General features: G+C 47.5%; 27 protein-coding genes and 1 pseudogene. 13 read left to right on the top strand and 15 right to left on the bottom strand.

Going from position 1 to position 26,190, the window contains the following annotated elements; genetic code table 11:
* The first annotated feature begins 5 nt into the window (after window positions 1-5).
* The 3 genes from AC5JR3_RS11545 to AC5JR3_RS11535 all read left to right on the top strand — a co-directional run bounded on the left by AC5JR3_RS11545 (window position 6) and on the right by AC5JR3_RS11535 (window position 2,667).
* Window positions 6-509: a YceD family protein gene (locus tag AC5JR3_RS11545; RefSeq protein WP_495846050.1), complete on the top strand. Its 504-nt coding sequence runs from the start codon at window positions 6-8 to the stop codon at window positions 507-509.
* 89 nt (window positions 510-598) lie between these two features.
* On the top strand, window positions 599-2,113 hold the full coding sequence (locus AC5JR3_RS11540; protein ID WP_495846048.1) for an AAA family ATPase: 1,515 nt from the start codon (window positions 599-601) through the stop codon (window positions 2,111-2,113).
* Between the two features lie 92 nt (window positions 2,114-2,205).
* The gene (locus AC5JR3_RS11535; RefSeq protein WP_495846046.1) at window positions 2,206-2,667 is read left to right on the top strand and encodes an SH3 domain-containing protein; all 462 of its coding nucleotides are present in this window, start codon (window positions 2,206-2,208) and stop codon (window positions 2,665-2,667) included.
* Window positions 2,668-2,700: 33 nt separating this feature from the next.
* On the opposite strand, the gene AC5JR3_RS11530 is transcribed toward AC5JR3_RS11535, so the two are convergent.
* Entirely contained in the window at window positions 2,701-5,124 is a 2,424-nt protein-coding gene (locus AC5JR3_RS11530) for a glycoside hydrolase family 31 protein (RefSeq protein ID WP_495846044.1), read from the bottom strand.
* Between the two features lie 499 nt (window positions 5,125-5,623).
* Here AC5JR3_RS11530 and AC5JR3_RS11525 point away from each other — a divergent pair, with 499 nt between their 5' ends.
* The 6 genes from AC5JR3_RS11525 to AC5JR3_RS11500 all read left to right on the top strand — a co-directional run bounded on the left by AC5JR3_RS11525 (window position 5,624) and on the right by AC5JR3_RS11500 (window position 10,108).
* Window positions 5,624-7,057 (top strand): fimbrial protein, encoded by a 1,434-nt coding sequence (locus AC5JR3_RS11525; protein ID WP_495846042.1) that lies wholly within the window; start codon window positions 5,624-5,626, stop codon window positions 7,055-7,057.
* Window positions 7,058-7,263: 206 nt separating this feature from the next.
* On the top strand, window positions 7,264-7,440 hold the full coding sequence (locus AC5JR3_RS11520) for a hypothetical protein (RefSeq protein ID WP_495846040.1): 177 nt from the start codon (window positions 7,264-7,266) through the stop codon (window positions 7,438-7,440).
* A 69-nt stretch (window positions 7,441-7,509) separates the two neighbouring features.
* Window positions 7,510-7,668: a hypothetical protein gene (locus tag AC5JR3_RS11515; RefSeq protein WP_495846038.1), complete on the top strand. Its 159-nt coding sequence runs from the start codon at window positions 7,510-7,512 to the stop codon at window positions 7,666-7,668.
* Window positions 7,669-7,826: 158 nt separating this feature from the next.
* Window positions 7,827-8,711: a peptidoglycan-binding domain-containing protein gene (locus AC5JR3_RS11510; protein WP_495846036.1), complete on the top strand. Its 885-nt coding sequence runs from the start codon at window positions 7,827-7,829 to the stop codon at window positions 8,709-8,711.
* A 46-nt stretch (window positions 8,712-8,757) separates the two neighbouring features.
* Window positions 8,758-9,609, top strand: coding sequence for a peptidoglycan-binding domain-containing protein (locus tag AC5JR3_RS11505; RefSeq protein ID WP_495846034.1), 852 nt, complete (start codon window positions 8,758-8,760; stop codon window positions 9,607-9,609).
* A gap of 208 nt (window positions 9,610-9,817) precedes the next feature.
* A complete protein-coding gene (locus tag AC5JR3_RS11500) occupies window positions 9,818-10,108 on the top strand; it encodes a hypothetical protein (protein ID WP_495846032.1) in 291 nt (96 codons plus the stop codon).
* Between the two features lie 280 nt (window positions 10,109-10,388).
* On the opposite strand, the gene AC5JR3_RS11495 is transcribed toward AC5JR3_RS11500, so the two are convergent.
* Complete coding sequence (locus AC5JR3_RS11495; protein ID WP_495846030.1) at window positions 10,389-10,604, bottom strand: high light inducible protein; 216 nt, start codon at window positions 10,602-10,604, stop codon at window positions 10,389-10,391.
* A gap of 273 nt (window positions 10,605-10,877) precedes the next feature.
* Between AC5JR3_RS11495 and AC5JR3_RS11490 the strand changes: the two genes are divergently transcribed.
* Window positions 10,878-11,435, top strand: coding sequence for an HdeD family acid-resistance protein (locus AC5JR3_RS11490; RefSeq protein WP_495846028.1), 558 nt, complete (start codon window positions 10,878-10,880; stop codon window positions 11,433-11,435).
* A 74-nt stretch (window positions 11,436-11,509) separates the two neighbouring features.
* On the opposite strand, the gene AC5JR3_RS11485 is transcribed toward AC5JR3_RS11490, so the two are convergent.
* On the bottom strand, window positions 11,510-12,349 hold the full coding sequence (locus tag AC5JR3_RS11485; RefSeq protein WP_495846026.1) for a DUF1838 family protein: 840 nt from the start codon (window positions 12,347-12,349) through the stop codon (window positions 11,510-11,512).
* Window positions 12,350-12,476: 127 nt separating this feature from the next.
* On the opposite strand from AC5JR3_RS11485, the gene AC5JR3_RS11480 reads away from it, so the two are divergent.
* On the top strand, window positions 12,477-13,259 hold the full coding sequence (locus tag AC5JR3_RS11480; RefSeq protein WP_495846024.1) for an alpha/beta fold hydrolase: 783 nt from the start codon (window positions 12,477-12,479) through the stop codon (window positions 13,257-13,259).
* A gap of 152 nt (window positions 13,260-13,411) precedes the next feature.
* On the opposite strand, the gene AC5JR3_RS11475 is transcribed toward AC5JR3_RS11480, so the two are convergent.
* The 3 genes from AC5JR3_RS11475 to AC5JR3_RS11465 form a co-directional block, all read right to left on the bottom strand.
* Window positions 13,412-13,594 carry a hypothetical protein gene (locus AC5JR3_RS11475; protein WP_495846022.1) on the bottom strand — a complete coding sequence of 61 codons (183 nt, stop codon included), beginning with the start codon at window positions 13,592-13,594 and terminating at the stop codon, window positions 13,412-13,414.
* A gap of 74 nt (window positions 13,595-13,668) precedes the next feature.
* Window positions 13,669-14,910, bottom strand: a complete 1,242-nt coding sequence (locus AC5JR3_RS11470; RefSeq protein ID WP_495846020.1) for an MFS transporter — start codon at window positions 14,908-14,910, stop codon at window positions 13,669-13,671.
* A gap of 229 nt (window positions 14,911-15,139) precedes the next feature.
* Window positions 15,140-17,029 carry a TIGR04290 family methyltransferase gene (locus tag AC5JR3_RS11465; RefSeq protein WP_495846018.1) on the bottom strand — a complete coding sequence of 630 codons (1,890 nt, stop codon included), beginning with the start codon at window positions 17,027-17,029 and terminating at the stop codon, window positions 15,140-15,142.
* A 354-nt stretch (window positions 17,030-17,383) separates the two neighbouring features.
* On the opposite strand from AC5JR3_RS11465, the gene AC5JR3_RS11460 reads away from it, so the two are divergent.
* Window positions 17,384-18,424: a hypothetical protein gene (locus AC5JR3_RS11460; RefSeq protein WP_495846016.1), complete on the top strand. Its 1,041-nt coding sequence runs from the start codon at window positions 17,384-17,386 to the stop codon at window positions 18,422-18,424.
* 14 nt (window positions 18,425-18,438) lie between these two features.
* Here AC5JR3_RS11460 and AC5JR3_RS11455 read toward each other — a convergent pair whose 3' ends face one another.
* Together AC5JR3_RS11455 and AC5JR3_RS11450 are read right to left on the bottom strand one after the other, a co-directional pair.
* The gene (locus AC5JR3_RS11455; protein WP_495846014.1) at window positions 18,439-18,957 is read right to left on the bottom strand and encodes a GNAT family N-acetyltransferase; all 519 of its coding nucleotides are present in this window, start codon (window positions 18,955-18,957) and stop codon (window positions 18,439-18,441) included.
* Window positions 18,948-19,244: a type II toxin-antitoxin system TacA family antitoxin gene (locus AC5JR3_RS11450; protein ID WP_495846012.1), complete on the bottom strand. Its 297-nt coding sequence runs from the start codon at window positions 19,242-19,244 to the stop codon at window positions 18,948-18,950. The genes AC5JR3_RS11455 and AC5JR3_RS11450 overlap by 10 nt, the downstream gene beginning before the upstream one ends.
* A 158-nt stretch (window positions 19,245-19,402) precedes the next feature.
* On the opposite strand from AC5JR3_RS11450, the pseudogene AC5JR3_RS11445 reads away from it, so the two are divergent.
* A pseudogene (locus AC5JR3_RS11445) lies at window positions 19,403-19,570 on the top strand (site-specific integrase); the annotation flags it as partial.
* A gap of 140 nt (window positions 19,571-19,710) precedes the next feature.
* On the opposite strand, the gene AC5JR3_RS11440 reads toward AC5JR3_RS11445, so the two are convergent.
* The 7 genes from AC5JR3_RS11440 to AC5JR3_RS11410 all read right to left on the bottom strand — a co-directional run bounded on the left by AC5JR3_RS11440 (window position 19,711) and on the right by AC5JR3_RS11410 (window position 25,892).
* The gene (locus tag AC5JR3_RS11440) at window positions 19,711-20,043 is read right to left on the bottom strand and encodes a BrnA antitoxin family protein (RefSeq protein WP_495846010.1); all 333 of its coding nucleotides are present in this window, start codon (window positions 20,041-20,043) and stop codon (window positions 19,711-19,713) included.
* Window positions 19,997-20,290 (bottom strand): BrnT family toxin, encoded by a 294-nt coding sequence (locus AC5JR3_RS11435; protein ID WP_495846098.1) that lies wholly within the window; start codon window positions 20,288-20,290, stop codon window positions 19,997-19,999. Before AC5JR3_RS11435 ends, AC5JR3_RS11440 begins: the two co-directional genes overlap by 47 nt.
* Before the next feature lie 212 nt (window positions 20,291-20,502).
* On the bottom strand, window positions 20,503-21,594 hold the full coding sequence (locus tag AC5JR3_RS11430) for a CgeB family protein (protein ID WP_495846008.1): 1,092 nt from the start codon (window positions 21,592-21,594) through the stop codon (window positions 20,503-20,505).
* A 24-nt stretch (window positions 21,595-21,618) separates the two neighbouring features.
* Entirely contained in the window at window positions 21,619-21,984 is a 366-nt protein-coding gene (locus AC5JR3_RS11425; protein ID WP_495846006.1) for a hypothetical protein, read from the bottom strand.
* A gap of 135 nt (window positions 21,985-22,119) precedes the next feature.
* A complete protein-coding gene (locus AC5JR3_RS11420) occupies window positions 22,120-23,247 on the bottom strand; it encodes a CgeB family protein (protein WP_495846004.1) in 1,128 nt (375 codons plus the stop codon).
* A gap of 177 nt (window positions 23,248-23,424) precedes the next feature.
* A complete protein-coding gene (locus AC5JR3_RS11415; RefSeq protein ID WP_495846002.1) occupies window positions 23,425-24,555 on the bottom strand; it encodes a glycosyltransferase family 4 protein in 1,131 nt (376 codons plus the stop codon).
* A gap of 50 nt (window positions 24,556-24,605) precedes the next feature.
* Complete coding sequence (locus AC5JR3_RS11410; protein ID WP_495846000.1) at window positions 24,606-25,892, bottom strand: TIGR04295 family B12-binding domain-containing radical SAM protein; 1,287 nt, start codon at window positions 25,890-25,892, stop codon at window positions 24,606-24,608.
* Window positions 25,893-26,190 lie beyond the last annotated feature (298 nt).

Raw genomic sequence — 26,190 nt, 5'->3', positions numbered from 1 at the left:
GCATCATGGAAGCCATTTATATCCCTCGGCTACTCAAACTACCGGGGAAAATAGAGACGATAACCATTGATGAACCTTTGCCCGCTCTGGAAACTTTGACACCAGTGCGAGGGCAAATGCAAGTTAGGCATCAGGGCAATTATTTAGAAGTTTCGGCACAAGCAGAAACTATTATGACCTTGACTTGTCATCGCTGCCTGCAGCAATACAATCATCGATTATCCCTGCAATCAAGCGAACTGGTGTGGTTAGATGAATCTGCCAATCAACCGGATATGGGGCCAATAGAGCGGGAAACGCCTTTAGATGAGTTGGTAGAAACCCTAGATCCGCAAGGGTATTTTGAACCGGATACCTGGTTGTACGAGCAACTGTGTCTGGCAATTCCCCCACGGCAGTTATGCGATCGCGCTTGTCCTGGAATTCAGCCCATTGAACAAGATGCCGTAGAGACGAACACTGACCGCCGTTGGGATGCCCTGGAAGCTCTAAAGCGACAACTTTCCTAAAATGTGTTTCATTTTGAGCTGTTAAGGGAAACTAAGAAGGGGAGATGGTTGTTTGCCAATCCCTGCCCTCATCGCCCCTAGCTACTGCTATGACATTCAATGACGAGTTTGAGCTGCTGCTTCGTGCCCGCTATCCGTTAATTTACATTCCCACCCTGGAAGAAGAGCGAGTAGAATCCGCGATCGCCCAATCAGCTAAAAACCTGGGAAATCGCGCTGTCTATCTCTGGGATTTTGTCGATGGCTACCAGGGGAACCTCAATGACGCTGGGTTTGGACGCCGCAATCCCCTACAAGCCCTAGAGTTTGTGGAGAAATTGTCAGCCGATGCACCGGGAATCTTTGTCTTACGAGATTTTCACCGCTTCTTAGAAGACATCTCGATTGCTCGCAAGTTGAGAAATTTGTCGCGGCGTCTAAAGTCTCAGCCGAAAAATCTAGTGATCATTTCGCCCCAGGTTTCCGTTCCGTCAGACCTAAGCGAAGTATTAACAATTTTAGAGTTCCCTTTGCCCCATGCCTCAGAGATTAAAACAGAAGTCGCTCGCTTAGTGAGCGCCACCGGGCAAAGCTTGAACGATAACGTCTTAGATGAGCTGGTGCGTTCGGCTCAAGGTCTTTCTCTAGAGCGGATTCGCCGCGTGTTGGCACGGGCTATAGCCTCTCACGGTGCTATCCAACCCGAAGATGTGGAACTAATTTTAGAAGAAAAACGCCAGTCAATTCGCCAAACTCAAATCCTAGAGTTTTACCCGGCTACCGAGCAAATTTCTGATATCGGCGGATTGGATAACTTGAAAGATTGGCTCCTGCGGCGAGGAGGTGCCTTTACAGAACGGGCACGTCAGTATGGTTTACCCCATCCGCGTGGCTTGCTGCTGGCGGGGATTCAGGGAACCGGGAAGTCATTAACGGCAAAAGCGATCGCCCACCACTGGCATCTTCCCCTCCTGCGCCTAGATGTCGGGCGTTTGTTTGGCGGCTTGGTGGGAGAATCAGAATCTCGTACCCGGCAGATGATTCAACTGGCAGAAGCCCTCGCACCCTGCGTTCTTTGGATTGATGAGATTGATAAAGCCTTCTCCGGACTGGATAGTAAAGGGGATTCAGGAACCACTAGCCGTGTCTTTGGCACCTTTATTAGTTGGCTAGCAGAAAAGCAATCGCCTGTCTTTGTCGTTGCCACCGCCAACAATATCCAGTCACTGCCGCCAGAAATGTTGCGAAAAGGGCGATTTGATGAAGTTTTCTTTGTGGGTTTGCCCAGTCAGGAAGAACGTTTAGCAATTTTTGAGTTACATTTATCTCGACTGCGTCCTCATAACATAAAAAGTTATGATTTAGAGCGGCTAGCTTACGAGACCCCCGACTTTTCCGGTGCAGAAATTGAGCAAACTCTCATTGAAGCCATGCATATCGGCTTCAGCCAGAGCCGAGACTTTACCACAGACGACGTTTTGGAAGCGGCTAGCCAAATCGTCCCCCTAGCACGGACAGCTCAAGAACAAATCAAGTTTCTCCAAGACTGGGCAGCCGCCGGAAAAGCCCGTATGGCATCTAGAGACAGTCGGTTAAGTAGTCGCATTCAGCGTCAACTTCAGTAGCATTTAGCGATTGCAGATTACAACTCAACCCCGCTAAAAATGCCTTTCAGCCTCGCGTCTAACAACCAACAACCCACAACTAACAACTCCCTATGAGTTTGTCAGGTCTAATACAGTTTTTAATTGGCTTTATCCTCGGCGTCACTCTGCTCGCTGGTAGTGGCGCGGCGGCTGGTTATTACTTCCTTACCAAGCTTTCGACGCCTCCGGATCGACCCACTTTTGCCGAAGAAAAACCGCCAGAACCCGTAGCTAAAGCTCAGAGTTCAGACGCCAAGTCGGAAGCAACCCCCAAACCACAAGCAAATCCTAGCCCTTCCCCGACGGAGGCTCAGCTACCCCCCGGAAGCTACACCGCACGGGTGACTTGGGCAGAGGGATTAAGCTTGCGGGATGGCCCCACGCCGGATGCTGCCCGTATTGGTGGGGTTGCCTATAACCAAGAAATTATCGTCCTTAAAGAAAGCGATGATCAAAAATGGCAACAAGTGCGCCTCGGTGAGGAGGGACAAGAAGGTTGGGTCAAAGGGGGTAACATTGAACGCCTTGACTAAGAGTTGAGCCTCAATTTTGGGGTACTTGCGTTTTTAACTACAGCGAAAGCGCACCCGTCTAAAAGAATGGGCTGGCAATCGTTGTTCCTCAATTGCCACTTCTTGCTCATCCACCCAGGCTTGTTGCACTGACATCCCGTGCACCTGCAATTGCACCCCTTGATAAGGGAAGTTATAGTTTCCCTCTTGCTCCCAAATGAGTTCTAAACTTTGCTGAGCGCGGATGAGGCGGAAGCGATCGCGCCGAGAGTCTTCGTAGCCATCCCCAGCATCACTATAAATGCAGCCTTCACTCTCACCCTCTAGGGGTGGGTAAAGGTGAAGAGTTAATTGTTGTGCGTCTTCCATCGGTAAAATACTACCTGCCCTCACCAACACCGGAATCTGTTCCAGTGGTGCTTCTAGTTGCATCGTCTTTCCACCTTCAAGCAGGGTGTCGTTCCAGAAGTTATACCAATGTCCTTTTGGCAGAGATACAGGATGCGATCGCTCCCCCTGATTGAGGATTGGGCAGACTAACAGCGCCTCTCCCAAATAAAATGCCTCTTCCCGATCCCAAAGCGATCGGTCGTTCCAGTCAAACCAAAACAAAGGACGTACTGGGGGGTATCCCTTTTGGGCCGATTCCCAAGCCAGAGTATAGAAATAAGGCATCAATTGGTAGCGCAATTCCAGGAAGCGGCGAATAATGCTCAAGTAAGGCTCACCAAACGTCCAGGGGGCGCGAGGCTCAACGCTAGTAGAACTGTGCGTCCGGCAAAATGTAAAAAAAGTTGCCATCTGAAACCACCGCACATAGAGTTCTCCTGAAGGATTGCCTAAAAAACCACCAATATCCGGCCCACTATAGGGAATTCCCGATAACCCTAATCCAATCACCGTGGCGATTGTTTGGCGCAAGGCTTCCCAAGTTGAAACAATATCCCCAGTCCACGTCCAAGCATAGCGTTGTAAACCCGCCCAACCCGATCGCGACACAATAAAAGGACGTTGTTGAGGTCGATGTTGGCGAAGTCCTTCAAAAGCGGCTTTAGCTTCCAGCAATCCATACAGATTATGCGCTTCCCGATGATCGCCCCCTCTGCCTTCTAAATTATGTTGCGCGACTTTGGGAAGCGTCGGATCGCCCCAAGTAACAAACGCCGCCGGTTCACTCATATCATTCCAGAATCCAGCAATGCCGACATTCAGCAGATAGGCAAATTGCTGATTCCACCAACTCCGTACCGTCGGGTTTGTAAAGTCAGGAAATACAGTGCATCCTGCCCAAACAGGTGCAATCACTAGCTCTCCATTGGGGTAGGTGCAAAAAGCATCTAGGACTTGCCCTTCTATAAATAAGTTGCTCTGACGGCTGTATTTAATACCCGGATTGTTAATAGCAATGCACTGGATGCCTGATTGTGCCAGTTCTTGTGTGAAATTTCTGAGCTGGGGAAAACGTTTCGGGTCGATGGTAAAGGCGCGATGATTAACTTGACAATCGATATCAAGATGAATCGTACTCAACGGTAAATTATGGGTTTGAAATGTCTGCACTTCCTCGCGGACATTTTTTTCGGTGCGGTAGCCCCAGCGCGATTGGTGATACCCTAATGCCCACCGAGGAGGTAATGGCGCACGACCAGTTAATTGAGTGTAGCGTTCTATAAGCTGGGGCGGTTCACCAACGGCGACATAGTAACGAAGTGCGCCACCTTCAAAATTAGCGATCGCTTGATCAGCAAAAGTAAATTCAGCCCGAAAGGTGTTTTCGTAAAAAATTAGGTAACTTCCTAAATCGTGCAATCCCAAATAAACGGGAATGCAGATATACATCGGATCGACACCCGGTTTATAAATATTTCCGGGGTCATAATTCCACATTTGGTAGGTTTTACTCGTTTGCTGCTCATTTTTGGCAGCACGTAAATTAAGCGAGGATGCCCGTTCTCCTAACCCATAAATATGTTCTTCTGCTCGTAAACAAGCTTGATGTACCCATCGTTCTCCTTGTCGTTGGGGTGGCAATTCTTCCCTGACAATTTTTCCATCTGGATTGAAAAAGGTGAGGCTGCCATCAACACCAACGGTAATTTTTAAGACATTACTGGCTAAAATCCAGTCATCACCAGTTGGTTTCAATGTGGTTTCAACAATATCCCAATCTTGACAAGCGATCGCATAGGGAATGGGTAGAAGACCCGGAAACCAATTCACCCGGACAAAATCAGGCGTGAGAAAATCAATCTGAAGTTCTGCTTGCTCAAAGTAGAAGTAGGCTCCTCGTTCTGTTGCCGTTGCTTTGACTAACTTTCCCGGCGACGTCAACGGCTCTGATGGGGTTTCAGGTAGGTATCGGCGCTCAGCGCGATCGCGTGTATAAGAATAGAACAACGCCTGTGGGATGTACTGCAAAAAAAACAGCGACCTCAGCACGAATTTTAGCTTCAGTGATAGCTGTTCGAGAAACGCCATAGTTCTGTTTTAAATCTTTGGGCAGCAAGTGTCACAAGGTGAGGGACATGACATTTGCTCTAACCAAGCTAATTACTAAATTCCTGTAGTTCTTCCCCTCAAGGAATTAACCTTTTCTCTATCTAGAGTGTGAGGTTATTATCTTAAACTAGGGAAAGCGCCGCTACGACGACTATGAGCAGGGAAAAAACTGGCTTAGAGTAACCGCTTCCGTTATAAAAGAAACTGTATTTATAAAATCGTTCTTTAACTCCTAAACAGCGCCTTCATTACAGGCTTCCAAACATTCACTCTTTGAGCAATTGCCACCATGTAATCACCCTTCCGAATGATTTTGTCTGACAAATAGCTGAGTATTTTATAAGCTAGGCATTTTTGCTTACTACAGGGCAATTCCTGAGCAACCAGTCAGGCTTGGTGGAGGAAGCGAAGTTTCCCTGATAAAGCAATTAAAAAGGCTATATGCTCCAGCCGATAAGCTCGCTGAAACACAGATGTCATGCCATTGTCTCTCTACCAGAAAATTACTCAACGACTCGCATCATCCGGGAGAAAACCCAGTTACATCGTCGGTCTGGATTCAGCGACAGCAGCACTACAAGCAACAGCCAAATACCTGCATGGCAAAGAAATGCGCGCGGGAGGGTTTGCGCCATCGCTGACAGGTTCCTTCCTCAATGCGGCTAGCTATCTCCCCAGCAAACTGATTGAGCCAATATCCACTGCTGTAGGTTGGCTCAATGCTGCCTCGCCCAGCGTTTTAAACGATGTGCAGGCCCAAACAATGTCTCAGTGGGTCGTGAGCCAATATCCCAAACGACGCTATCCCGGCGTCTTGATTGGCTCCTCTAGTGGTGGTGCAGTACATCTGGGTGCGGCACTTGGTATTCCCTGGTTGCCGCAAACTCTCCTCGTTTGCGCGCGACATTCAGTGGATCTCGATGACCCAAAACAGGAACTGGAGTGGGCTAAAGCACCTACCAAAGAATTACTCAGAAACAATCCTGACCTGTGGGCATACCAAATGCACGACCCTAATCAGGATCGATTGAAGGTGGGTCATGTCTCTTACTTCCGGCTGAAACGCTCCCGTCTTGGCACAGAGTACAAGCAGTTCCTGGAGCAGAATTTAGCGCCCGGTGGCACAATATTCCTGGTAGATTGCCAATACAAGTGGCTATCTACCCAGGTTGCAGATCGCCATCTGTTTCAGTTTGGTGGCAAAGGTGGCTTATCCCCAAAAGACTATTTTCAGGACAGCCAGGAGATTGCCGACTTTCTCAGACGACACGGATCAAAGCACCGACAGTGGAACCCACCTGCCCATGATGGCTATTTACCGGAGTCAGAATGGGGCTTTGAGCCATCTTTACAGGAGGATGTAGAGAAGTTTGCCCATGAACAGGGTCTGCGGGTTCGTCGGATTGTGTTTAATGATCCCCAGGATTTGAGTCCGTTGGTGGCTGACCTTTATCGGTGGTGGTATAAGGTACGGGGTTTGCCAACCAACCGACTTTTAGTGGAGTCGTTTACATATCTCAATCCTTGGTTGGCGCTACGTCTGGGGCTAGTGCCTTATTGGGCTGTATTTAATGATCTAACCTCACTGGATCACCTGAATCGCTATCTGGATACTGCCCAGCCTTACGATGAAATTTACGCCAACCTGTTCTCCAATGGTCTTAACTCACTCGGTATTGCCTCAATTGATCAGTGGCGGTCTATGGTCAATCGGGCCCGTCAGCACGGTCAGTTTGTTGGGGTGAATGAACAGACCTACCCTGGAGATTTAGGCTCATTTGCCCGCCACTACACTGATCTCAAGAAACTCGATGGGCGTTACCCAGTCCCCCTCCTAGAACCTCTGACTCTACATCAACTCGATGCTTTCCTCGCACAGGAAGGCGATCGCTACTCGGTTCGCTGGATTTAATACCTAGTGGCATTTTCAACCTTCGGCTTCCTTAAGTGCACCGACTTAACGGCTGACGGAATTTACATTTCTATGTAAAGAAACTTGACTAAAATTGAAGCTTGATTTCAAAATTCTCTCTACCAGGAGAGGTACTTCGGAAGTAGTGCTACGGTTTAAAAACTGAAACCCACTCCACTCCAAACCTTACTGGTGGATAGTAAAAAATGTACAAAAATAATTCAGACAAAGATTGGTTGGGATCTGTTCTTATCGCAGCATTAGGTGCGGGAGTTGTGACATCTTTTGCCGTAAGTCAAGGACAAAACCCTTTTGTCGCCCTAGGGATCACCGCTTTTTCCGCATTGATAGCTGTTCTGTTTTCTCTAACGGGACTAATTTAGCTATCCTTAAAAATAGCTTTTTGGCAGAATTACCTCTTTGAATCATTCTTGGCAAAGTCGTTGATTTGAGTGCCTCAAATTGAGACTATTCTCAACACGATATTAGTTGAGCCTTTGCTTGAGGAAAAGGCAATCAAGTTAAAGATTTGCAAAGAATTAGAGATAATTGCCACAAAATCCCCAGGAAGTTTGGTAGTGCAAGCTATTGGCTTGGGCGATCGCAACTAGGCACTGAATACTGAATCTCCCCCAATCAAGACAAGGGAGTGACTGTTGTGACGATTTTTGGCTAAGCAAGAGAGCAGGTTATCAATATTCATTGAATAATCAACAACGTCTCAAGCTCTAGGGTAGACTGACTGATAAAAAAGTGTGCTCTAAGAACTATGGAGAATCCGGATTTCCTGCCTCTTTGCGATCGCCAGCCTTCTCAAGAGGCTAATTTTTTGGCATGGCTAGAGCAGCAAAAGCTTTCTAGGCGTGCATGGAAGTATTTATTACCTGTAGTTATCGCCTTGAGTGGTTTAGGGGCAAATGAGGCGATCGCACAGCAGGCGAGACCAGGCGAGAGGGGATTTAATGTCACAGTCGTTCAAGAGCGCTTGCGGGAATTAGGTTATTTTTTCGGAACAATTGATGGTGTATACGGCCCCCAAACGCAAGCAGCAGTAACCTCATTTCAACGAGCGCAGGGGCTTTATCCGGATGGTTTCGTTCAGGGAGCAACTGAGACAGCTTTATTTAGGCAGAGCGGTGTACCAAGCTACAACAGCAATGCCTATTTCCCTCCTGCAAGACCGGGAGAACCAAGCTTCGCGGCAGCGGCTCCGCTTCCGTCTCCGACTCCTATTAGACCTACTACCCTCCAACCGGGGAATAGAGGGATTGAAGTCAGGCGGCTTCAGGAACGCTTAAGAGAGCGAGGATACGATCCCGGTACAATTGATGGAGTTTATGGCCCGCAAACGACGGCGGCGGTCAGGCGATTTCAGAGCGCCAATGAGTTGCGCCCTGATGGTATTGCCGATAGCCAGACGCTTGTGGCGTTAGGACTGGCTGGGGTAGCACAACAGAATCGCTATATCGTCGTGATACCAGGAGGTCAAGACACCCTCCTTCAAGCCCGTAGAGCCGTGTCTGATGCCTTTCTAGCTGCTAGCAGAAGAGGTCAGTACGTGAATGCTGGGTCGTTTAACGACCGCAACCTCGCTGAAAGCCGTTCCTACTTGCTGCGATCGCGGGGACTAGATGCACGGGTAGTGCGTTTTTGATCGCGGATAGCACGCAAGATAGACTGGTGCTGGTGTGCAGTCAGAAATGGTAAAAAATATGGAAACCCTGGCTTATCTTCATCTTGCTTTGGCAAATCAGGCACCGATAGAGGCTGACTGGGTTGTGACGTGGAATTGGCAGCTTCCCCGGTGTGGGATGCCGTTATTGTCTTTAATGCTTGTCTTGAGCACTGTAGGTACAGCAACTCAGACAATGGCACTCGTTCAACCAGGCGATCGCGGTTCTGAAGTGGTTGCTATACAACAGCGTTTGCAGGATTTAGGTTACTTTCGGGCACGGGTGACAGGAAACTTTGGCCCGATTACAAAAGAAGCTGTGATCCGCTTTCAGCAAAAGCAGGGACTCGCGCCTGACGGTATTGCTGGGGCACAAACTCTTGCTTCTTTGCAATGTACACCGAAAGCAACCGCTAGCCTTCCCCCTAGCAGCACTCAACGACAACAGCCAGCTAGGGCAGTTGGTTCGCGTCCCGTGACGAATGTTTTGCGGCGAGGCGATCGCGGCACCCAAGTCAGTGCAGTGCAGGAAAGCTTGGCAGTGGCAGGCGTTTTTAAAGGGCCGATTAACGGCATATTTGGCCCCTTAACAGAAGCCGCCGTTAAACAGTTTCAGCAAGCCAGACGGCTTCCCGTGGATGGAGTTATCGGTTCCCAAACCAGGACAGCCCTCCCAGCAATTGGGGGAACAATCCCTACCTCCACCTCAAAATCAAGCGATGGACAACAACTCTGTCCTGAGCGCGATCGCGCTAGCGTTCTCTCACTACAACAGCGTTTGCAAGCACAGGGATTCTATCGAGGGGCACTAGATGGTATCTGGGGGTCACAAACCCAAACCGCCGTCGAAGCTGCCCAGCAGGCGTATGGCGTTAAGTAACGCTTTGTCTTGAATTGTAAGCATAATCACAAGCAAACTTAACATCTTTCCCCGGCTTTTGGCAGACGCAACAGCGAGTCAGAAGCCATTATTTTTAAATTAACTAGCGTAAAAAATTTAATTCCATCAAGTTTAGAAAACAGTATATTTTTTAGCAAAATAAAACAAATTAAAATTCAGAATGCTTCCTCGAATAATTAATTTAACTTTGTGGCTTGTCATTAAGGAAACTGAAGATCTCTTAGAAGATTATCCGGAGTATCCTTATCAAATGGCATTCTCTTTTCAGGAATTACGACAAAAGTTAATTTCCTCGGTACTCAACCAAATTTCCGATCAATGCTATGTAATTCTTGAAGCACAGCAAGAACTACCTAAAGATACTCAAATATTGTATGGAACCCCTGAAGAACAACTTCTTTTGAAAGCTTTGATCCGTGCGAACATTATGAATGTTTTGCGAGAAAATGAAGAGTGGATTCACAATCATATTTATTAAAGCGTATGTTGTTTAATTTCTCCCCTTGGCTCCCCTAACTTCTCTTATGGGAATAAAAAAAGGGCTAGCCAGTAAGTGGTTAGCCCTGATACGGAGCAGGAGAGAAACTATCTTTTAACTTAACTGAGACTGATACATCTACTTATCCTAGGGCTGATCTATTTTCCCGTAGTCCGCTCGAAGTTTAAATTTCAGGTTAATAACTTGAGTCGATTTCAATGAACTAAACCGCTTATTTATTGCAGTTGGTTTAAAAAAGTTGGGCAATTCGCTATGGGAACTAATTCATTAGGTTAAGGACATCACGGAGTACGCTGTAACCTTTCCAATCCCAAAGTACATAGCTCAAGAAACCAAGCATTGCTAAACGTCCATTCCAGAGTTCAGCTTGAGGATTCCGTCCCAAAATAAAGGCATTACGATCTTTGTTGTTATAGGCAGTAGCAACAGGAGGTAAATTAACAGCGCGAATTTCTTCAGTCGGACGATCTTTCATGATTAGTATATTCAGAGAACCTTTGAATGATAGCGATTTACCCTTACCTGAATTACCTACCAATAGATTTATAGTTGTGCCATTCTCAGGGATGACCTCAGGAGTCAAAAAATGTGTTCTCAGATACAAAAGTAGTATAAACTTGTTTAAAATCTAAAAAAATCGATAGATTATAACACCGCTGGCTTTACCAACGGAGTAATTAATGTTATTGATGGGCTGATGATGCGTTACTTCTAACCAATGAGACCGAACCCTGAAAGCAGATTGGGAATGGGAACCCTGCTTGCTCGTAACTGGTGGACGCTGGCATTACGGGGGGCGATCGCTATCCTCTTCGGTATAGCAGTTTTCCTATTGCCTGGTATCAGCTTGGCAGTACTGGTGGCACTCTTCGGTGCCTTTGCCATTATCGGTGGGGTTTTTGCCTTGATTGCGGCATTAAGAGGACGAGGGGCAGGCGCTCAAGGGTTGATACTCCTACTACAAGGTTTAGTCGGCATCCTCATAGGTGTGTTCGTTTTCTTACAACCAGTGCGTGCCGGGGTAATCTTGGTCTACCTGATCGCAGCTTGGGCAATTATCTCTGGCGTCTTCGAGATTCTTGCAGCGATCGCCCTGCGGAAGGAAATACAGAATGAGTGGCTGCTAGCGGCTGCAGGTGTGGCTTCGCTATTATTTGGTCTACTCTTGACAATCCGCCCCGTTGCTGGTGCTTTGGCGATTCTGTGGGTAATTGGCGCTTATGCCATCAGTTTCGGCATAATGTTGCTGATTCTCGCCTTCCGGCTACGAAATTGGCACAAAGAAGAGCCGCCAACACTGCTCTAAAAAAGCATTAAGCGATAAATCTTGGACTCGATCAGGGGAACTGCTCGAAAATAGTGCCACTGGAGAGTCATTTATCATGATCGAGAAGGTTCCTCCTGTATCGGTGCTGGTAGCGGAAACTCCTCACCCCGCAAATAAGCATCGAACTTCTCTTCAAAACGGCTCCAACTAGTAGCAATTGAACGCTCCAATTGCTGGGGAGGAGCTTCGCGGAACAAAGGCATTCGCTCTACAATTAAAGCTCTAATATCGGGGTGTAGCTCATCAAAAGCATCAGTTTTAGCCCCCGTATAGTTCAAGACGAGAAAGCCTGGTTTGCCCTTCATTTTCATCCAGGGTTCCCACACTCCCATGCGGTAGTACGACAGTGCAACCGAGCGATTGTCACTAGGACTCACGGCTTCCGCCTCCAACATCTTTGTCGGAAACAGGAATTTGTAGGAGTCCGAAGATTGGATGTACTCCTCCGAAGAATAATCAGCAAACTTAGGATTTTTGGCTAGGGGATTCGGGAGTTTGAGGTTGATGTCAATTGAGACTGAGGAGATTTCCGGGGTGATGTAAGCGGGTAACTGCGGGGGAATAAGAAACTCCTGGTAGTCATAAGAGCGATGCATCACATTTAAGGTTTCCCCCGTCCAAGGGTTTTGCCAATTCCGCAAAACTTCTCCGCTTTCTGGATCGAGATAAAGCGTGATTTTACGACTGACTAACGTCCACCGTGAGGTAGACTCATCCTGAATACAGCGTGAAATATCGACACCAAAGAAATCAAACAGGTGCATTGGTTCATCTATATCCATCGGTTGAGCATACATCGCACCTGTTGCTTCAAAATAAGATGTTCTGCTATCTGTACTACAGCGTATCTTTACAAATTGCTCGTCTGTAATCGTCGGCTTAGCGAAACTCATTTAATTTATGCCACTCCAGAATAACCAACACTGGTATTAGCTCTTTATCACGACTTACACTATTCAACATTCCCTCCGGGGATATAGTTTTAACCCCATAAACCTTTAAAAGCTGTTACCTCAAAAAGTGAAGAGTGAATTTACTGAAAAGCGAATTAATCTAAGTCAATCCCACCTTTTCTATTTAGAGGGAGGCAAAAAATCAAATTCAGACCCGATATTATTTATCCATGGCTGGAGTGTCTCTACCCTTGCTTATCAATCGATTTTTAACGCTTTAGCAAAAAATCATTACATCATTGCTCCTGATTTACCAAACTTTGGCAAATCTACTAGCACCAAATCTCTGGCAACTTATAAAGATTACGTTGATTGCTTGATTGAGTTTGCTCATTTATTGAACCTAAAAAAAGTTCATTTAGTTGGGCATTCTTTAGGAGGAGCGATCAGCATTATCTTAGCCACTATAATGCCCTCTTTGGTAAGTAGTGTTGTTGTACTAGACAGTACAGGTATCCCTTTAGGATATTTAGCGGAGGTTATGCTGAGAAGGTCATTTGAAATAGTTGCCCAAATGCCCATGACAAAGCCTGAGCCTTTATCTAATATTGTTCAAGCTTTCCTGTACAACAGTCTTTTCCAAACGGGTAATGTTATTCAAGCAGCTCAAATTTCTCTAGACGAAGATATCAGACCATTTTTGCCCCACGTTGAATCTCCTTGTTTAGTTTTATGGGGAGAAAATGACCTTTTTACTCCCCTTAATATGGGTCAAGAGATTGCCCAGGGAATAAAGGGTTCTCAACTCAGGGTGATTGAGGGGGTTTATCATGAGTGGAGTCTTTTTAGGGCGGAAGAATTAGCTGCTCTGATTTTTGATTTTCTTGAGCAAGTTGAATTGAATTCGTAAGCTTCCAGTACCCGTTATTCCCTACTCTCGACGCGGCTTAATCCAGCGGACGAGCCAGAGCAAAACGTCGTTGATGACGCGGAACAACCGTCCTAAAAAGCCTCTTCGTTCTTCTATTTTGCTTGTCATTTCTATTTCAACCCTTGCTCGTACTATTCAATCACTGGCTTTCCTAGTGCCACCGCTGTTGCTAGTGTGTTGGCAGCGGGATAGTTGCCTTGTTGGTAGGCTAGTTCTGACCAAGCGTTGAGAATTTCCCACTTTCTGATGCCTTTGGCTTCGAGAGCAGCAAGAACTTGTTTTACCTCTGACTGCGCTGGCTTTGTTTTACCCATTGCGTTTGTTTTCCTGTTCTTACATCCTAGGAAACCAGTCTTGAGCGGAGAAAACATCTTTCTCTAGTGCAACTTCAAGACTTTTTATGTTGTGGAGCCTCGGAACGGAACAAGGGGATGGCGGCAATGGCAATTAACAGTTGCACAAGACTAAAGATTATCAAAGCAGGGGCAAACCCCAAAAGCAGTGCTTGACCGAAAAGTACGCTACCAATACCGAATCCGGTAAAGAGGGTAAAAACTTTTAGCCCCATCGTCTGACCTAAGCTGTCTTCGTCCCCCAAATCAGTTACGATGCCTGCAAACAAAGGCTGAGTTAGGTCATAGCCAAGGGACAAAACCAGTATTGATGCTGTCGTCATCCATAAGGGAATTTGAAAACTTAAAGCGGCTCCTGCTACTGCGGCTACAGCCAATCCTGGGGGAATTAACCAGCGGCGTCCCCAGCGGTCTGCGGCTCTACCAATCAGGGGGCTAAATATAAGACCGGGAACTCCATATCCGAAAATTGCTAGCCCGATGCCAATCTCTCCCAAGTTATACCGTTGAGATAGGTAGAGTCCCAGCCAGGTATAAACTCCAGAGTGGAAGATGCCGTTTAGGAAGACATAGGCATAAGTCCGCTTACCGCGAAATGTTGCCAGTACGGTGCTATAGCCTGCAAAAATATCTCTGATCGATGGTAAAGATTGCTGTTTGGGGGAATCAAATAGCGCGCTGTAGCGTTGCAAGCGCCAAAGAATGAATGCCGCCGCCACTGATGTGGCAATAAACAGCATTTGCCAGCCGATAAAGGGTTCGAGAAGTGCCCCACCTGCGGAACCGAGAGCCATTCCGCCTTCCATTGCCGCAAATACAAAACCCAGCAGTTTTCCTCGCTCTCGAAAGGGAAATAAATCTCCGGTCAAGGCGAAGGTCATGGGAATCAAACCGCTGGCTCCTAAACCCGTTAAGAGTCGCCAGAAGATTAGTTGTGTGGCAGACTGAGCTGTTATTGTCAGTGCGGTGAAGAGAATGAAGACGTATAGAGAGGCGCGGATAATTGGCCAACGACCAAAACGGTCTGAGAGTAACCCGTAGAAGAGAGCAGCAAGGGCATAGGAGAGGAGGTAGGCAGGAACGATGAGTCCAATTTCCTGGTCTGAAACCTCAAAAACCTCGGCGAGGCGAGGGATCAGCGGGGCGATCATGTAGCCTTGGAAAAATATTAAGCCCGCCGCGATCGCTAACCAAAAAAATAAACGATGGTGCTGCTTTAATCTCCTTTCTGGGTTTACTTCCTCAATATGGCTAAAGTTATGGGGTTGGTTCGGCATTAGCTCCCTCTACTTCACAATTCCTCTTCTATCGCCGCCGCTTTGACTCTGAGGAAAATTGTCTAAAGTTACAATATGGTTACAATAGCCGAAAAAGGTTAATAAACGTATATGAGACTACAGAAATAATCTCTCTTTCGTTTGCTGAGAGAAACATCTTCAGCACTTCAGGCTGAGATTGGAGGTGATAGCAAAGTGCTGAGTCGGTGGGGCACGACATGCCGTATCCCTACTCCCCATCACCTGATCCCCCTTGGTGCCATAATTTGCCCGTAGCGGCGAGATATTCTTTTTCGTTCCAGGTTTGCACGCAGGAAGGATTAGCCGGATCGGGTTGGCATAGATAAATTTCGTGCCCCGGACGATTGATAACCCGCAAACCGCTAGAACGCAACATCGCTTCCACCCCAGCATGATTGGCAATCCACCAGTTGGTGGGGTCACCAACAAAGGAATGTTCAATAAATGCCATTTTGGGCCAACCGGGTTGAGTTAATGCTTCTCGGTCATGGATAGGGCGATCGCTTGTATCTTCATACACCTCTTCTCCCGGCAGGGTAAGGGTTTGGAAGACTAAAAGACGCTTCACCTTTTGCGCCACGATGTCTAAACCTAACAGTGGGTAACGCAGGTGGTAAAAAACGCCCATAAACAAAATTAGGTCAAAGCTTTCCTCGGTGTGGGCTAAATCGTAGACTTGCATCTGCTTAAACTCAATTCGTTCCTCAAGCCCAAGCTGCAAGAGTGCCCAGTTTGCTTGTGCTAGATAGTGCGGATCAACATCAATCCCGGTGACGTAGGCACCACGACGGGCGAGTTCAAAACTGTAGAAACCCGCATTGCAGCCGATATCGAGGACACGCCAACCTTCGAGATTTTCTGGCAGGGAAGTAGCCAATTGCTGCCATTTGAAGGCGGGAAAATCCCCTAGGAAATGATCGGGTGCTGTCTGGGTGCCGTCAGGAAGGTGGAGGTTGTGAAACCAAGGAGCAAGATTAGCGATCGCACTTGGCAAATCTTTTGGGTGATTGGAGAAAGAGGGCTTTGGTGAACTTTTCATCGCCATTGCCGCGATCGCATACTGCTCCAGTTCCGCTGCACGGTGGGCAGATGTATGTTCTGCTAGGACACGCTTGCGGGCGCGATCGCCAATTGCACGACGCTCCTCTTCTGGCATTTGGCGCAAATACCCTAAAACATCCGCCGGGGAATCTGCCACCAAAATTTCTTTACCAAGTTCAAAGAAGGTATCTAGCCCTTCCCAATAGTCACTGATGATCGGAGTCCCACAAGCCGCCGCTTCAAATAGTCGCACACTAGGGGAGTATCCAGCCCGAATCATGTCAGCCCGCGTGACGTTGAGCGTGAAGTGTTGAGCGTTGTAGAAGGTGCGATGTTCAGCGGGTGGTAGGTGTTCAATCCGCTCAATATTGCTCGACCATTTAATGGTACTGGGATACTGAGGGCCAGCAACAACAAAACGACCTTCTCCCCATTGGTGTGCGGGTTCCATCAGCAAGTGATTCAGGGTTGGTTGGCGATCGTCGCTGTAAGTGCCCATATAACCAAGATTCCAGAGGCGATCGCCCTCTTCTGGAGCATACAAAGTTGGGTCAACAGAACAATACAACGCCCTTGCCATCGGTGAGCCATACTGCTGCTCAAGCCGATGTAACGTTGCACCGCCAGTAAAGGAGAGATAGAGGTTGTAGCAGGAAATCAATGGGGGTGATAGGTATTCAGTATCGCCCCGTTCCAACTTTGCCAAAGTTACTGGCGTGTCGATATCGTAGAACGCTGTGACGCCGCGTGCAGTCGCTGTTACCCATTCCCCCACCGCCACCCCTTCCGGCACATAGGAGCCAACTATGACTAAATCTGCCTCGCGCACATCTTGAGTAAAACTGTCTTTTAGCTCCTCAAGATTGGAATATAGGTTAGTGCGCCCGTAGGGAGGATGAGGAAGGTCGCGGTTGGTAGCGTACCAAGGCACATCCCGTTCAAGAAACAGGACATCATGACCTCTGGCTACCAGTTCGCGCACCAGTCCCCGGTAGGTAGTGGCGTGTCCGTTGCCCCAAGAGGAAGTGATGGATAATCCTAGGATGATGATTTTCATACTAAGTGGCGATCGCAAATGCTATTAGCAGCTTATAAGAGTCTGGATACGATCTGCCGCTACTTTGAACCCTCGCATCACCTGCTTAGGAAATAGCAAAGCTGATTCATCAAGAGCAATTGCGTGGCTTTATCCCAAAAACACACCCTAGGGCGATCGCGTATAAGTTGAACGGGTACACTTTGGCGATCGTTCTCCTCATGCGGTATCAAGCCCTTTCAAATAGCGAACTTGTCTTTAGACAGGGTTGATCAAGTAGTCCTGCTTTTCTTGAAGATTCTTTCCCTAATCCGTTAATTTTTGCGATAATCGTGCCACTCAAAAGAGCTAACTAATTTCACCACCTAGAGAAAAATGTTCAAAGACAGTCAGGACATTTTAGCGATATTAAAGCCTCGCAGGATTCCTCAGATAGTTGCTTTATTTATAAAAGTTCTCTGGATATATGTTTTCTTGATAATTATCCAAAATTTATTCAATCCTGAATTAACAAGCTTTATGCTTTTTTCAAGTTTTTTCGGCGCTGTGTTTTATTCTTTTATTTTTTGGGTAATTCTCAATACTATAGATACTTCATTACAGATAAGAAGTAATGGCATTCTTATGCGAGGGTTATTTTGGAAAACTTATCTTCCTTGGGATTCTGTTAAAGAAATCAAACTAATCAATGGCAGGAATGAAAGACGATCTGCTGAAATTTACGCTAAACATCGTAAGTTTGGCTTTAACAAAAAAGTTTCCTTTGACAGTTCGTTGCACAGGAATTTTCGTCATGCTACTTACTATTTACTCTATCTAGCTGAACAATATAAAATCCCAGTAAAAACTGGCAGGTGGTCGCTTCCCCTCAGTGAGTGGAAAGCCTGGGCAAGCGTTGAATCTCCGGAACGATTAACCAAAATTGGAAAGCGACAGGCGGAACTCCTTCAGGAGCAAGAATGGGCAAATATTATGTCCCCAGAACAACTAGCTGAACTTGAAAAGCAGCAGGAACTCCTTCAGGAGGAAGAAGGGGCGAATACTATATCCCCAGAGCAATTAGCTGAAATTGAAAAGCTAAAGAAACTCCTTCAAGAGCAAGAATGGGCGAATATTATGTCCTCAGAACAACTAGCTGAAATTGAAAAGCGACAGCAACAGCTTCAGGAGAAAGAAGCAATGCTTGCCCAACTGAGCGAGCAATTGTCAAGCCAAGTACCGGGACTAAAGCCGCTAGAAGTAGGCAGTTTAGATATGGAAACTGTGGTTAAACAATGTAATGAGGCTCTAGAGAAAGCAAAGAATGTGGAGACTGAAACACTTGCTAGCCAATGCCTTGAGACTCTCTTTGAGGTAGAACAGATTAAAGGAGAGATTTTGCAGTTGCAACTCTCACAATACTTAAACTCTTTGTAAAAGTATTAACACTCTCATAAGTAAAGTGAAGCAGTGGCATCGTTAACTTTCACCATGAGTGTCATCGGATCAATAGGTGAAGCAGTAAAACCACACTTCTTATAAAACTGCTTCGCATCTTCCGAGATGGCATGTACGAGAATTGCCCGTATCCCTGCAATCTCAGCAGCTTGCAGAGTGCGAAGAATTGCATCTCGCAGCAGAGCACGCCCGATACCTTTACCTTGCCAGTGGCGATCAACCGCCAGTCGTCCAATAATCATAACTGGGATCGGATCGGGCATATTACGGCGAACTCGACCTGTTGCAGCAGTTTGTGCCACTGCTCCATTGGCAAGACAGTAGTAAGCGACGACTATTTCACCAACGCAGAGAACATAAGTGCGTGAAGCTCCTTCTAACTCATTTTTCAGAGCACGGCGCTTCAGCCAGTCATCTAGCTGACTGTTACCTGAGTCAAAGCTTTCACTTCGATGTGACGAATTCAGTTTTTCAGGCGGACATAGCTTGTCTTGATCTCGATCTAATCCCACGGAGACTTGGTTGTCAGCAACGTGTGTAGTTTCTCATCTCGCGTAGGTGGTGCATCCAGCAACGCCACAAATTGCTTAAATTTAACTTCATCTAACCCAAAGAAACTTCGATCTAGAAGAACGTCTTGAGCCTTCTGATAAGCTGACTCAAGCATAAACTCTGAGCGGCTCTTGCCCTGCACTTCAGCCGCATGATCAATTAGATCGCGTTGATTTTTCTTAGCTCGGATGTTGATTGTGACATCGCGGGTTTGGCTAGCTGACCCTTCACCGGCTGAGGCAGACATAACGCTTACCCCCTCTAAGAGGGACAAAGATACTACATCTTTACCTACAGCAGTATTAAAGCTACTGACCATAGGAGACTCTTCTAATTTAAAAGCTTTGTATACACAATGTCAACACATTTCTGTGATTTTTTGACCGTGGCTACAGTTAAACAAACCATCCCAAGGAGATGGGCAAAGCTGAAATCGAAGCATTTCTCACACATCTAGCCGTCGAGGGTCAGGTTTCGGCTTCGACACAAAATCAAGCTCTCAGTGCCTTGCTGTTTCTCTATCGGGAAGTACTTAATCTTGATATGGCAGGCATTGACACCGTTCGAGCGAAATGACCTCAGTATGTGCCAACCGTGTTGACCAAGTAGGAGGCGATCAGCCAACCCAGAGTGCGCTCTGCAAGCCAACGCCTTGCATGATAACGACTCAAATCAGCGAAGGCAGTTAACCTCGAACTCAGCACTAGCGGTTTTCAACCGCCCGTTGCATTTGAATTGTTAGCCTGCTGGATGAGGCTCACTTTGCTTGCTGACGCTGGATGAGCTTTGTGTGCCTCAGCATAAATTCTCAGCGCCACAGACAGCTGTTGTTCAGCGCTCTCTCCTTGTGCCTGAAACCAAGCAAGTGTATCGGGATCGACTAAAACTGATACTTTTATTGGTGACTTTGGCATTCGCAATTGCGCTTTGGCAAAAAACTCCTCTGACAGTGGCGGAATATCAGAGGTGTCAATATCTTCATCGCTCATCGCGTCGATCCTAGCCCAATCGGTTCTGGAGGTATTGTTCATAGCGTCTGCGTTCATGAGTCAGTGCCTTTCGTAGGGAGATGATACGGACTATTTCCTCTTCAAGCTCGGTGTACACAACGACTACAACCCGCCCACTTAGTAAACCGATGCCAATCCATCGATCTTCACCATAATCTTCCCGATCATCAAATTCGACAAGCAGCTGTTTCTCTATCGTGAAGTACTCAATCTCGACAGGGCAGGCATTGAAGCCGTTCGAGCGAAACGAACTCAGTATGTGCCAACTGTGTTGACCAAGCAGGAGGCGATCGCCGCGATCCAACAGTGTGACGGTATTAGGATTTGGAGCCTAGAGGATATAAATCAGCGATCGCAACTGAATATCGCCTGATATTTCGGAGGCTGTAAAGATGTCAACCCATGGTTTAGAGGCATTCGTTGTGTCTTCTTGCCGGACTTCTTTCACCTAACCGACCTCAGAGGAGAGGAATCATCCTCTACGCACCTCTGCGTTTAAAAAAAATTCCCTAGAGTCTTTGTCAGTAAAGCTTCTAGTTGTTCAGCTCGATGGGCGTAGGTGTGTTCAGCTAATACCCGCTTACGAGCAGCTTCACCGATCATCTGTGCCTTCTCTGGTGTTAGTTGGCGCAGGTGTTCTGCTACGTCATGACCATTTTCGGCAACCAAAATTTCGCGCTCTGGCTCAAGGAATAAATCAATCCCTTTCCAGACATCCGAAATAATACAAGCCCCAGCCCCGGCGGCTTCAAAGACTCGTGTGGCTGGAGAAAAGCCGTATCTTGCCATACTTTCGCGGCTGATATTCAACACAGCTTGGGGCGTGCAGTTGAAGGCGTTGTGGTCGCGGGTATAAACATGCCCTAAATATTTAACATTGCTGGGTAATGGCTTATCGTCCCAGCCGTTACCGCCCAGAAGGAATTGCTCCTGTGGTAACTCCGCCGCCGCACGGAGGAAAAATTCTTCCACACGCGCTTCTCTGTCGGGGAGGCGATTTCCTAAAAAGCCCAGCTTGCACTCAAATTTAGGATCGGGTGCGACGCCGTAGTGAGTCGTTGCATCAAGGGCGTTGTAGATGGGGACGCACTCACGAGCACCCAAGGCTTTGTAAGCGTTGACGACGGGTTCGCCGCCGCCGTAGGTGAGAATTAAGTCGTAGCGGGGGATCAGGGAACGAAAGGAATCAGCAGGGTTATTTTGAACTCGGTCAAGGGTGGCTGGTGCGTCCACATCCCAGAAGACAATCAGGGAGTGAGGTTGTTTAAGTTCTAAAACGGCGGATTCTAGAAATTCATCGAAGACACCCACCCCACTTGCTTTCACAATCAAGTCGGCATTCTGGGCATCTTTCAAACAGCCAAGTAGAGCATCCTTAGAAGCATCGTAGACGACAACCGTTGCCCAGTCTGGATCGGGAAGATCGCGGTGTTTTTGGCGATCGTAAGCATCTGGCTCGTAGAAGGTAACGTGATGTCCCCGCTCATGTAAGGCTCGAATCATCCCGCGATAATAAGTTGCTGCACCGTTCCAGTAGGCAGAGACAAGGCTAGAACCGAAAAATGCAATATTGAGTCTATTTGTCATCTCAAACTTATTATTCCGCCGTTATCAGTTGAATTCTGATGAGTTTTTTAGTTGCATAATTCGATTTTTCCAGCTTTGATTGCCTTCTAGGGTAAGAACAATTTTTTTGAAGGGTTCTTCCTGAAGTTCTAAAACTAAATAATCCCGGTCTTTTACGACATACCAAAACTCCCGACCTCTAGGAGTGTAGTAAGTTCCAGCTTTGATGATGCCAGGAAGGAAGGTTCCAGGGGCACGAATTTCTTGCCAACTGCTGGGAGGTTCATCTGTTGTGATGTTGAGGATATGAGCTAAGGGAATTTTAAATGGGTTGGTAAAGTTAAAGGCCCAAAACTGCTCAATTTCTTCCCATTCAATTTTTAGAATTTCGTTCTCAATGGTTAGTTTCATTGTTTAATTTAATAGTTAGATGGTAAGTGGAGGAAGTAAGTAAGTTTGACGAACCACAGAGGCACAGAGGTCACGGAGGAGGAGAAGAGAGAGTTTTTTAGCTTATTTTGGATGGTTATAGAAAGAGGGTTGATTCTAAAGTTTTGATGATGTCTCGACCGCTTCGGAACCTTCGAGTTCTACATAAATATTTAGCAGTTCATCAACTCGATGGGCGCAGGTGTGTCGAGAGAGGATGGTTTGGTGTCCGTGCTGGGCTATTTCGTTTCGCATCTGGTCATCTTGAAGTAAGGTATTTAAATGGCGTTGCATTTCCTCGCCAGTATGAGCAATTAAGAAGTCTTTACCGGGTGTAAATAAGCCTTCAATATCTTCCCACGGCGCGGATATGAGCGGAATGCCACAGGCGAGGGCTTCAAAAACGCGGATAGTGGGAATACCGGGGAGGGCTTTGACGTAGGGACAGCGGGGAATGTGGACGGTAACTTTGAATCGTGAGAATACCTGCGGGACTTCGTAATTCGGCAGCCATCCGGCGTATTCAATTCCAGCGGATGATAGGGAAGCGATCGCCTCTTCTGGATAGCGCACTCCATGCACCCGTGCCTTTATCCCCAATGCCTTCACGGGTTCAATTAGAAACTCGTATAATTCAGCGGTGCGTTCCTCATCTCCCCAGTTGCCAATCCAAACTAAGTCACCAAGGGATTTTGAGTTTTCCCCCACTTCTGGATGAAAAAGGCGTGTATCTGCGGCTTCGTGCCAAGTCCAAGCCTGTTGCGTCCAGCCTTCGGTGAGATAAATATCGCGGATCACATTGCCGTATGCCAAGACGCCATCGTAGTTGGAGAGGTCGTAGGCTGCCATACTAGCCTTATCGCTGACAGAGCGATGATGGGTATCGTGGAACAGCAGCCGATATCCGCCGACTTTGTGGCGATGTTCTCCGAGGCGTCGAACTAACGTGCGATCGCTCCATTCATGGACAATGACTAAATCTGCATCATCCAGCACTTGATCAAGATTGAGGGCGTTTAAGTCATAGCGGATACTATCAAGACCTGGATAGGCAGAATAAAATCCTTGAATCGGCTCCTCTCCATGTTCTGCCAACAGATTTTGCAGACTCCAAGCATCTTTCGGTTCGTATACGCTCACATCATAATGACGCGATCGCAACTCACTCACTACACCCCGCAAAAAATGAGCATTCCCATGATTCCAGTCAGATAAGAGTGAGTGATAAAACAGTACAATCCGCATAACTGAATAAAAGGATGAAGGATGAAGTGTGAAGGATGAAGTATGAAGGATGAAGTATGAAGGATGAAGTTTTATCTAGACTTACGTCGATGAGGCGTGAAAACGTTAATTATCTCGTAGGGGCATTGCCACGCCCTTAATCCGTGAGTTTTGCATAAGTCCTAACTTTTTCATCCTTCATCCTTTACACTTCAGCCTTCTTAAGTCTTGATAAGCATCCAAATAACTAAGTACCATCCGCTCAGGCGTAAACTCAAGCGCACGAGTACGGGCACTCTTAGCAAGAGATGTGCGTAGAGAAGAGTCACCCATCAAACTATCAATTGCACTAAAAAGCGCTTCTCGATCGTCCGGTGGTACAAACAAAGCCGCCTCCCCCCAAATCTCCCGCAAACTGGGAATATCCCCCAACACCAACGCACAGCCCGACAGTGCCGCCTCCAACACCGATAACCCAAACGGTTCATACCGTGCCGGAAGCGCATAAATCGCCGCCTTAGCATACCACCCCGCCAACTCCTCAGGAGACAACCGCCCCAAAAACACCGGAGAATCCCCCTCTCCCCCTCCTTCTCCGTGTCCTCTGTGCCTCTGTGGTTCATTACTCCCATACTTCCCCTCCCCCACCAGATAAATACACCAAGACACCTCCGACGCGATCGCCTCCAACGCCGCCACATTCTTTGCCTGATCCCACAACCGCCCCGCCGTCAGGATAAACGGCTTTTTCTCAAGGGGATAAAACCGATCGCGATCGCCACCATTCGGCACTACTCTCCCCTGGGTGACACCATAATGTTTCTTTAATGCTGCCAACATTGCCGCAGAAGGTGCAACCACTAAATCTGCCGCCTGCAACCCTCGCCTTACCTCTTGGCGATATCGCTCCCAACTAGCAGGGGCGGGTTCCCCCTTCACCGCCTCCCACCACGACAGCACGCAAGAATGCCCTACCATCAAAATAGGCGATCGCCAAGCCAATCCCCCATGAGCATAGCCATTGAGATGCACCACATCAGGCTGGAGGCGTGCTTCCAACTCCAGCAACCACTCCCCCGCCTTGATGACATCCTCCCAAGGCTCCTCCATCCACTCCAACTTGAAACTACTCTCAAACACCTGTATGGGTGCAAGGCTTTGCGCTCCTATTTGTTGGCTTACCTGACGCTGTTGGGGCGTTAGAGGTGCGCCCATTGTTGCCAGTGCCACCTCTACCCCCTGTTTTCCCAGCTCCTGCGCGAGTTCCAAAGCGTAAGTCCAGACACCGCCAATAGTGTCAGCCGTCATCAAAACGCGTTTCACTAACATTCGTGGAATCCCCTCATGAATGGAGAGGGGTTTTAGAGATTGCAACCGATTTATTTTGTAGGCGCGCTAAGTTCCAACTGAGATAAAGGCAAGGGCTGCTCATCTTGAATATCGCTAAATTCTGCATAAACATCCAAATAGTAAGCATTTGCCCGTTCCCACGCTTCCTCATCTGGGAAACCCCACTTTTTCGTATAGTCAGGAGAGCCAGGGTAAGGAAATAGCGGCACAGGTTTATTTGCCCAGACACCAAACTGCTGTAAGTGCTGACGCCAAGCTGCGATCGCTTCTGGATCATCCACTTTCCCCTCTAGCAAATTCGCCTGCACAAACGGAACGTGTTTCTTAGCGTGAATCAGTAACTCACTCAGCGCTTCAGTGGAGAGTTTGCAGTTTTTATCTAATAGCTGACGCCCTTGTTCAGAAATGCTCTCCACACCTGCCTCAATGGAAACGCAACCCGCACGACCTAATAGTTCCAATAGCGATCGCGTCCACAAATCGATCCGCGTCTGAATCCCAAATTTCACCGGACGTTCTACCAAGGCTTCTAGTAGCGAGCGATTGGGCAAGAAAATCTCATCAATAAAGTAGACGTACTCCACACCCTGAGCAATTAAACCGTCCAGTTCTTCCAAAATTACAGCCAGAGGACGCTTGCGGTAGCTGTTGCGGAAGTTGTCCTTCGCGCAGAATGAGCAATGGTAAGGACAACCGCGAGAGGTTTCCATCTCCGCACCCGCACCTGTTGGTGCCGCCTCGAAACGATGATGGTGGTGATGATGGCGTTGAATTGTTTCTGCTTGCCAATGCAACGCTGGCAATGCCGTCATATCAGAAGTATGAGGACTACCCTGGAGACGGGGTTTATCCCCATCCCAGTAACAGATAGAGGAGACATTCTCCCAATTTTCCGTTAATTTAGGCAAAAATTCCTCGCATTCCCCTAAAACAACCACATCCACACCCAGTTTCTTCAGCGTTGCTTTGGGAGTTGTGGAGCCGTGGGGCCCAACTGCAACCATTGTGCCGCCGATATTCCGCAGGTCTAGCACGGTTTCTTGGGGAACGCGCAGTTCTGGAGGGGCACAGCGCCAGAATAGATAGCTAGGAGCAGTAGTAACAACAGTAAAGTCTGGCTTAAAAGCAGCGACTTGGTTTCTGATGTCTTCTGGTGAAAGGTTGTATAACTGCCCATCAACAATTAAAACTTCATGCCCTTGCTGCTCCAGCAGGGCTTTAGCATAACCGTATTCCAATGGCAGATGGGGTTCTCGACAGCCGAAGTAGATGCTGCCCGTAAATGTCCAGTTGGGATTAATAAGTGCGTACTTCATATAAATAAATCCAACGTAGTTGTCAGGTAGGCATTGCCCTGAGATGGGGAGCAGGGAAGTGTTTTTATGCCCCGGAGATCCCCCTCCCGTCCCCCTTAAAAAGGGGGAAGCTAGATGTTGCTTCGCCCGCCTTTGATATCACAGGAGACTTTGAGTGAATTCTCCCCCCTTTTTAAGGGGGGCTGGGGGGGATCTGAATTTAACAGGGGAGGAGCGGAAACACGCCCTAACTTCTTACCCTTCATACTTCATACTTCATACTTGATACTTCATACTTCATACTTGATACTTCATACTT

Source organism: Kastovskya adunca, assembly GCF_059505785.1.
The sequence above is the reverse complement of the archived record's forward strand: the minus strand, read 5'-3'. Positions and strand labels throughout refer to the sequence as shown.